Genomic DNA, 8,064 nt, shown 5'->3' with positions numbered 1-8,064 from the left:
CTTCGCTACCAAAGCTCGTCCGAAGTCGCTGAGTTGCTAACAGCTTGGCAAGCTCATTTGCTGGATCCGGCCAACGTCAAAGCACCTGAGTCCGCACCGCAAGCCAAGACACTGGCAAGTCGTTCCGGTATCGGCGGGCGTTTTGACGGCAAGCTGCCTTGGGTTCTTGCCGCCGGGATGTTTGGTTTCTTCGCTTGGGCCGCGACCGTCATCCTTCTGCCGACCGACCAGGGAACACTCCGGATCGAAAACGCCGCAGACTCAAACGTGCCAATTGTGATTCGCAAAGGCGACGAAGTCGTCGAGGAGTTGACGGTCACCAGCGACGGTGCCTCGGTCGAAGTGAAGGCGGGCGAGTACGTGATCGAGATCGCCGGTGAAGTGGACGGGTTCGAGGTGTTGGACCAGTCCGTCGTCATTCAACGTGGCGAGACACAGGTGGCGAGGGTCGCGTTGCTTGAATCAGAAGCGTCTGATCCCGTCGGCAAACGTGAATGGCGAATCGAACGCGGTGAGGAACCGCCCAAGATTTCTCCGTTCACTCGCATGGATTTTGAGGATGGAAAAGTCTTGGTTGAATTCGAGTCCAAGACCTATCAGCTGTCAGGTGTGGATCAGTTCACCATTGCAAACCTTGTTCTGCGATCGCGAGCACTCTCCGGCCGTAAATGGAAAAAGCGATTGAGTGAGGACTTAGTCGAGTTGCTTTGGGAAATGAAGCACTTTCCTGGGGACACGGTGGACCTGCACCTGAAGGATCTAAAAACAGGCGAAAGGAGGACGATCGTCAATGCGGAAATGACCGAGGAGAATCGAAGCAAGCTGTACCGGGACAACGAGCACAATCAACCGGAGAATGACACTGCACAATTCGAAGGGCGTTTGTTCTACAAGCAGCCTTCTGTACCGCTCAAGTTCCCGCGTCACTGGGGTGGAGGCGGGGGGACGGTGAAGCTTGATCACTTTGTTCAGCATGGAGGCCGGTATAGTGCCATGTTGGAGCGGACTGACACCGCACCACAATCAATGAACCTCGGAAGCTTGTGGCAGATGATCGACGCCGGACGGTTTGCCGGAAGACGAATTCGATTGAGCGGGTACCTTAAAACCCAAGAAGCTGACTCTGCGGGATTGAGAATCCGAATCAGTCGTTCGGAGGGCGGGCAACTCAAATTCGCACACGTTGATTCGGCGCGTTTGGAGGGGACCAGCGATTGGCAAGAGGTTCAGATTGTGGCCGATATCCCAGAGGACGAGTCGGTGTTGTCGATCGAAGTCGTGCTCGAAGGGCGGGGGCGTCTGTGGGCCGATGATTTATCTTTGTCGATTGTCGACGAGAGTGCCGAGCTGGATGCGAATGGCAATTGGTCACGCCTCTCGCCCGAAGCCGGTATGATATTTCCTGTATCTACCGGCGTTAATACTCCCCGCAACCTCGGATTTGAACTTGGCGAAGGGACGTTTCACTCAAGGTGAGCCCGGAAAGCTCTTTGCTGAGCCAACGGAACACAACGTCCAATAACAAGGTGAACAATTAGTGGGATAGGCTTCCAGCCTTTTTATACGCCACATCACGAAACACCAAAGATTAGTGTCCGATCAGAGTGGATTAGTGTTCCGCCAGAGCGGCCAAGGGAACACTAATCTCCGCTAATCGAGCACTAGTGGTTCTTGGACAAGAGATGTTTGGCGTCAAAACGCCTGTATTCCCAACGCAAGCGACCCCCAAAAGATGCGGGGTACAAAAAGGCACTCCTGCCTGTCCGTCTGAGTGTTCTCGGCCCCTCATCGAATCCACGCCGGCCCCATCCGGGGCGATGTCATTTGGTTCATCAGCAGCCTCGGGGCTCCCGCCCCGAGCTATTGACGCGGACTCCTCCGGAGTCATCCACGAATTCGACCTAGAAGGAGCTGGCTTGCCTACGTCGGGGTGGAAACCTCGAGACTCATCGCAGCCGCAGGAATTTTCCGGTGGCGGATTCGGGGCAGGCGGCGATGGTTTCCGGCGGGCCTTCGGCGATCAGGTGGCCGCCTTGGGAGCCGCCGCCGGGGCCGAGGTCGAGCAGCCAGTCGCAGGCTGCCAGCAGATCGGATTGGTGTTCGATCACAAGGACTGTGTTGCCGGCTTCGACCAAGCGATCGAGCACGACGAGCAGTCGCTGGACATCAGCAAAGTGCAAACCAGTCGTGGGTTCGTCGAGCACGTAAAACGTTTTGCCAGTTGCCGGTCGCGCGAGCTCCGTGGCCAGTTTAATCCGTTGGGCTTCGCCACCGCTGAGCGTGGTGCTGGATTGCCCCAGCGTCACATAACCCAGTCCAACGTCGACGAGCGATGTTAGTAAATGATGGACTTTGGGAACGTTTTCAAAGAACTCTTGGGCCGCGTCGATGGTCATGCCCAGCACATCGGCGATCGTGGCTCCCTTGAAGCGGACTTGCAGCGTTTGGCGGTTGAAACGTTTGCCGCCGCAGCGTGAACACTCGATCAAAAGATCGCTCAGGAAATTCATCTCGATGCGTTCGAAGCCGTTGCCTTTGCAGACGTCGCAGCGACCGGCCGGACTGTTGAAGCTGAATCGATTCGCGGCGAACCCGAGCGTCTTGGCTTCTCGCGTGCTCGCGTAGACTTGCCGAATGGGATCCATGACACCGGCGTAGGTGGCGGGGCAACTTCGCGTTGTTCGGCCGATCGGTGTTTGGTCGATGGGAACCAGTTTGTCGATGTGCTGAGCACCGGTCAGCCGTTTGTGTGGTCCGGGTTGGTCGGCGACCAATTCCAGCTTGGCAGCCAGAGCAGGATAGAGCGTGTCGACAATCAGTGAGCTCTTGCCGCTACCAGAAACACCGCTGACCCCGACCAAACATCCCAGCGGAATTTTTGCGGTGACGTTTTGCAGGTTGTTCAGCGTTGCGCCGGTCAGGGTCAGCTGATGCGATTTGCGAGGAGTGCGTCTTGGTCGGTCCAGTCCGATCTTTGAGCGTCCGGACAGGTAGGCTCCCGTGGGGCTGGATTCGTCGTCGGCGACTTCTGCCGCGGTGCCTTGACTGACCAACCGGCCGCCATGGCGACCTGCACCGGGGCCGATATCGATGACATGGTCCGCGGCTTGGATGGTGTCTTCATCGTGCTCCACAATCACGATCGTGTTGCCGGCAGTTTGCAATTCCTTGATCGCGGCGAGCAACCGGTGGTGGTCGGCGGGATGCAGGCCAATTGAAGGTTCGTCCAGGACGTAACAGACGCCGACCAGGCCGCTACCGATGCTGGTGGCCAGACGGACGCGTTGCATTTCGCCGCCGCTGAGCGTTTCCGCTGAACGGTCCAGCGTTAAGTAGTCGACACCGACACGGCGCAAGAAATCGATGCGGCGAACAACTTCGGATTGGATCGGAGCGGCGACTTTTTGTTGCAAAGCGTCGAGTGGCTTGGCAACGTTTTCCATCCACGACTGTGCGTCCGGCAGCGGCATCCGGCACAGGGCGTCGATGGAGACATCGTGAACCGTGACGGCGAGCGATTCGGCTTTCAATCGCCCGCCCTCACAGGTCGAACAGGTCACCATGTGCGATTTGTCGCCTCGGACGGCAACTTTGCCAAGGCCTTGGCAAGTCGGGCAGGCACCGTAGGGACTGTTGAAGCTGAACGTTCGTGGTTCCAACTCTTCAAAGCTTTCACCACACTCCAAACAGGTCATCGAGGTGCTGAACAGTTTGGTTTCCGGTTCGCCATCCCCGCGGTCGATCAAGGCCGAACACATGCCGCCTGCGAGTCGCAGTGCCAATCGAGTGGACTCGTCCAGGCGAGCGTCCACGCCGTCTTTGATGATCAGTCGGTCGACGATGGCTTCGATCGTGTGATTTTTACGAACCGCCAGCGGCGGCACATCTTCGAGCAGATACATCTCGCCATCGACGCGAGCACGCACCAATCCGTGGCCGGCGATTTGTTCGAGCACATCCGCGTGTGCGCCTTTGCGGCCGCGAACCATGGGGCTCATCAGAGTCAGCTTGGTGCGATCGGGCAACGCCGCCAAGGTCGCGACGATGCGATCAGGTGTTTGGGTGCTGATGGTGCTGCCGCAGGCGACGCAGTGAGGAACACCCACACGCGCGTACAGCAGTCGCAGGTAGTCGTAGATCTCGGTGATCGTGGCGACGGTGCTACGAGCCGAGTGCGAACCGCTCTTTTGATCGATCGACAATGTCGGTGCCAGCCCATCAATCCAGTCCACATCGGGACGCGGGATCGCGTCGAGGTATTGCCGGGCGTAAGTCGACAAACTGTCGATGTATTGCCGCTGGCCTTCGGCGAACAGAGTGTCAAACGCGAGCGAGCTCTTGCCGCTGCCGGAGACTCCTGAGATGACCGTGATCGCGTCGCGAGGGATGTCGACGTCGAGGTTGCGAAGGTTGTGAACCCGGGCACCGCGAATGCGAATCAAGTTGTCCGTGGACGGCGAAATCATGCCCGCGACATCTCGATCAAAGTCATCACCATGGTCAGTCCGTTGAGCACGAAGTGGACGATGATCGGTGGGATCAGCGAACCGGTTTGCCGGTACAGATACCCCAGCCCCAGTGACAAAAAGAACAAGGGGATCGGTGCGAGGCCCTGCCCCCAATGCAGCAACGCAAACACGAGGCTGGCCGCGAAAACGGGCCAGATCGCGGTGGGCGTCCAATCGTTGGCGTCCGCATTCAATGCCACCGGAGCGGTCGCGATCGGTGCCGCTTCGCCCGCGGGGACCTCCGCGTCCTCCACTCCAAACGCAAATTCGTTTCCGGGCGTTTCGTTCAAAGTGGTGGCCGCGTCCAACGATTCTCTTGCGATCGAGCGTCGCCAGTCGGCCAATCGTTGCAATCCGCCTTGCAGCAAACCGCGGATCCAAAACTCTTCGACCACAGGAGTCACCAGCGCCGTCGTGAAGAACAACAGAGCAAAGACGCCATAGTCGGGACCGACATCGGCTTCGTCCGGTTGAAGTGCATCCAGAACCGGGTGCGAATACTCCTGCATGATCGAGACCAGGGTCATGATCAGCATTGTCGGCGGCAAGATCATCAACGCGGATCGGAAACCGAGCCCGACGTCACCGGATTGTGGAATCAGCCCAATCCGCGAGATGGCGTGGCGATGGTTCAGGCAGAGGATCAGGAGTGTGATCAACGTTGCCGACAACATGCCGAGCGAACTGAGCGCCAATTGTGGGACCGAGAGCGCCTCGGCAGGGGCCGCTTCGGACGGATCGACGGTAGCGGTCTCAACGTTGTCTGACTCCGTTTCGAGGGGATTCACATCCCCAGAATCGGCTTCGTCCTCTTCATCGACAACGTCTTGCGGCGAATCCGAGTCAACGACTGGAGCGGGACTGGAATCGGTTGGCTCGACCGTGTCGGTGATCGTTGGTCGTTCGATCCACCCAGCGAACTGAAAAGCTCCCTGCAGCAACGACGAGCTGAAGATCAACGCACCGATGAAGACCACAAAGTGAATGACCGACCAGAACGGCAGGTGCCTGGCGCGGACCGGGACGAAGGCTTTTTCACCAAACGGTCGATAGCCGCGATAAAGGAGCCGGATCCAACGTGACAACGAAGTCGCGAATGCCAGCAGGATCAGGATCGACAAAATCGACAGAGCGATTTCGGTCGGGCCCATTTCCACTACCTCGGCGGCTTCGACGGCCACCTCTCCAGCGGAGGTCGACTCCGTCGAATCAGCCGTTTCAGCAGTGACGCTCTGCGCGAAGAACGAACATGCTTTCCAAGACGCGGTTGCCAAACCGAAACTCATTGGGTCGGGAGTTCGTTGGAAACGGCACGCCGGTTGTCATCGCGTGACGAAGTCTTGTTCTTGTTCGAGCTGTTTTCGCTCGACGTGTTTTCGGGAATCATGGCTTGCGATGAATCGGGGGTGCCGGGAACAACGGTTGGATCGGCTGGGACTTCCAGGCCGGCTTCGGACTGCATCACTCGCGCGGCGATCAGTGTGTAGTCCACGCCGGAGTAAACCGTCAGCCCAATGGCGCCCCAGAGCAATGCCCAGGTCGTCCATCCCAACCAAACGGGGACCGGTGCGACGATGTACGTTAGCAGCACGGCAACAACAGCGGCACATTGCAGCACCATTTTCCATTTGCCCAGCCAACTGGCCGAGAAATCGCCTCCGGCACCTTCGATGATGCCTCGCAAACTGGTGACCAGCAATTCACGAGCGATCACGATCGTGGCCATCCAAGCGGCGACGGGACTGTCGGGGACTTCGACCAAGGCGATGAAGGACCCGCAGATGATGATCTTGTCAACAAACGGGTCGAAGATCCGACCGAGTTTCGTGACTTGCCCGTATTTGCGAGCCCAATAACCGTCCATCCAGTCGGTGGATGCCGCGATCAGAAACACGATCATGGCGGCCATGTACATGCCCGATGGAATCAACGCCATCACTGCGATCGCCAACACAAATCGCGCTGTCGTCAGAGCATTGGGGACGTTGTAGATCGAAGGACCAGCCATGAGGCGACCAAAATCAAAGGGAACAAAAAAACGAGCGGGCGATCGAACTCAAGTTGCCGCAGCCACCAGGTCGTAACCTTGGGAGGCGACGATTTCACACGGGCGAATTTGACCGATTTCCACGGGCGATTCCGGATCCACTTGTGAAACGTAAATCAACCCATCGACGTCGGGTGCTTCACTTCGGGTGCGACCGATGAAGACGCCTTCCTGTTCAGGCATTTCTGCGTCGATCAAAACATCTTCGGTTCCACCGACGCGAGAATCGTTCCAGTCAAACGCGATTTGTTGTTGCAGTTCCATCAAGTCATCACGACGTCGCGCGGCCACATCAGGATCGACTCGGTCGGGCAATCTTGCCGCCGGTGTGTCTTCTTCGATGCTGTAAGTGAACACGCCCAGGTTTTCAAATCGTGATTCCTGAACGAAGTCCATCAGTTCGACGAAGTCCTCTTCGGTCTCACCGGGGAATCCCGTGATCATTGTCGTTCGCATCACCAACGAATCAATTCGCGAGCGAAGCTTTTGCACGATGTCGGTCTGCAGTGCACGCGTGGTTTTGCGAGCCATGCGTTTCAGCATCTTGTCGCTGGCGTGCTGCAGTGGCATGTCGATGTAGGGCACAATTCGCTTGGCCGATGCCAACGTGTCAATCAACGCGTCGTCGATGTACATCGGGTAGAAGTACATCAGCCGAATCCAATCGATCGATTCGATTTTGTCGAGCTCTTTCAGCAACTGGTTCAGACGAGGTTCGCCGTAACGATCCATGCCATAGTAAGTCGTGTCCTGAGCCACGATGACCACTTCGCGAACGCCGCTGTCACCCAAACGTTTGGCTTCGTCGATGATCTGTTCGATTGGTTTGCTGAAGTGTTTGCCGCGCATCTTGGGGATCGCACAGAACGTGCACAGCCGATCGCAGCCTTCGCTGATCTTGAGGTAGGCGAAGTGACGCGGGGTGACGGCCGAACGCATCGCATCGCTGAGCGGGTTGACCGCGGCAGGTTTGAATATCGTGCGTTGTTCTTGCAGTCCCGAATAGAGTTCATCCACGACCGAAACGATGTCGTTGCGACCGAAGACGCCGACCAAGGCGTCGATGTCGGGCCGAGCCTGCAGCAGTTTGTCTTGTTGACGTTCAGCCAAGCATCCTGTGACGACAACGTTGCGAAGTTTGCCGTCTCGTTTGAGTGCCAGCATTTCATCGATCGCGGCCATGGACTCATCACGAGCCGAGTCGATGAACCCGCAAGTGTTGACCACAACGAAGTCCGCTCCGTCGACCGAATCGACCATCCGGTAACCGTCGGCGTCGAGGCGACCTAGCATTTGTTCGGTGTCGACGAGGTTCTTCGGGCACCCCAATGACACGACCGCGTACCGCCCCCGCGGTTTGCCCGTTTCCGGATCGATCATCGGGTCGGTGCCCGGTGTAGCGACCGTCACGTTGTTCTGCGGGAGAATGGGAAGTTGCATCAAACGAAATCAGGATCGAGGGTGGAGAAGCAAAATGCCGCAAAAATCAATTCGCAGGATAATTCGTGC

4 protein-coding genes and 1 pseudogene are annotated in these 8,064 nt (G+C 57.7%); 1 reads left to right on the top strand and 4 read right to left on the bottom strand.

The window, feature by feature from the left end:
- Nucleotides 1-1,476: pseudogene (locus ACF8AM_RS23075) on the top strand (serine/threonine protein kinase); the annotation flags it as partial.
- A 470-nt stretch (nt 1,477-1,946) separates the two neighbouring features.
- Here ACF8AM_RS23075 and uvrA read toward each other — a convergent pair.
- Genes uvrA through rimO form a run of 4 tightly spaced genes read right to left on the bottom strand, consistent with a single transcriptional unit; the run spans nt 1,947 to nt 7,995 of the window.
- Nucleotides 1,947-4,466, bottom strand: a complete 2,520-nt coding sequence (gene uvrA, locus ACF8AM_RS23070; RefSeq protein ID WP_392557911.1) for an excinuclease ABC subunit UvrA — start codon at nt 4,464-4,466, stop codon at nt 1,947-1,949.
- Nucleotides 4,463-5,794 (bottom strand): CPBP family intramembrane glutamic endopeptidase, encoded by a 1,332-nt coding sequence (locus ACF8AM_RS23065; RefSeq protein ID WP_392557910.1) that lies wholly within the window; start codon nt 5,792-5,794, stop codon nt 4,463-4,465. Before ACF8AM_RS23065 ends, uvrA begins: the two co-directional genes overlap by 4 nt.
- Entirely contained in the window at nt 5,791-6,516 is a 726-nt protein-coding gene (pgsA, locus tag ACF8AM_RS23060) for a CDP-diacylglycerol--glycerol-3-phosphate 3-phosphatidyltransferase (RefSeq protein WP_392557909.1), read from the bottom strand. The genes ACF8AM_RS23065 and pgsA overlap by 4 nt, the downstream gene beginning before the upstream one ends.
- 48 nt (nt 6,517-6,564) lie before the next feature.
- On the bottom strand, nt 6,565-7,995 hold the full coding sequence (gene rimO / locus ACF8AM_RS23055) for a 30S ribosomal protein S12 methylthiotransferase RimO (protein ID WP_392557908.1): 1,431 nt from the start codon (nt 7,993-7,995) through the stop codon (nt 6,565-6,567).
- Nucleotides 7,996-8,064: the final 69 nt, after the last annotated feature.

The sequence above is a fragment of the Rhodopirellula sp. JB055 genome, assembly GCF_043100905.1.
Lineage (GTDB): Bacteria > Planctomycetota > Planctomycetia > Pirellulales > Pirellulaceae > Rhodopirellula.
Note: the sequence above shows the minus strand (reverse complement) of the source record. Positions and strands in the feature narration are given on the sequence as shown.

What these genes read in the sequence shown, in the direction of transcription:
- uvrA (WP_392557911.1), bottom strand. Translation starts at nt 4,466, where the DNA reads ATGATTTCGCCGTCCACGGACAACTTGATTCGCATTCGCGGTGCCCGG.
- ACF8AM_RS23065 (WP_392557910.1), bottom strand. Translation starts at nt 5,794, where the DNA reads ATGAGTTTCGGTTTGGCAACCGCGTCTTGGAAAGCATGTTCGTTCTTC.
- rimO (WP_392557908.1), bottom strand. Translation starts at nt 7,995, where the DNA reads ATGCAACTTCCCATTCTCCCGCAGAACAACGTGACGGTCGCTACACCG.
- pgsA (WP_392557909.1), bottom strand. Translation starts at nt 6,516, where the DNA reads ATGGCTGGTCCTTCGATCTACAACGTCCCCAATGCTCTGACGACAGCG.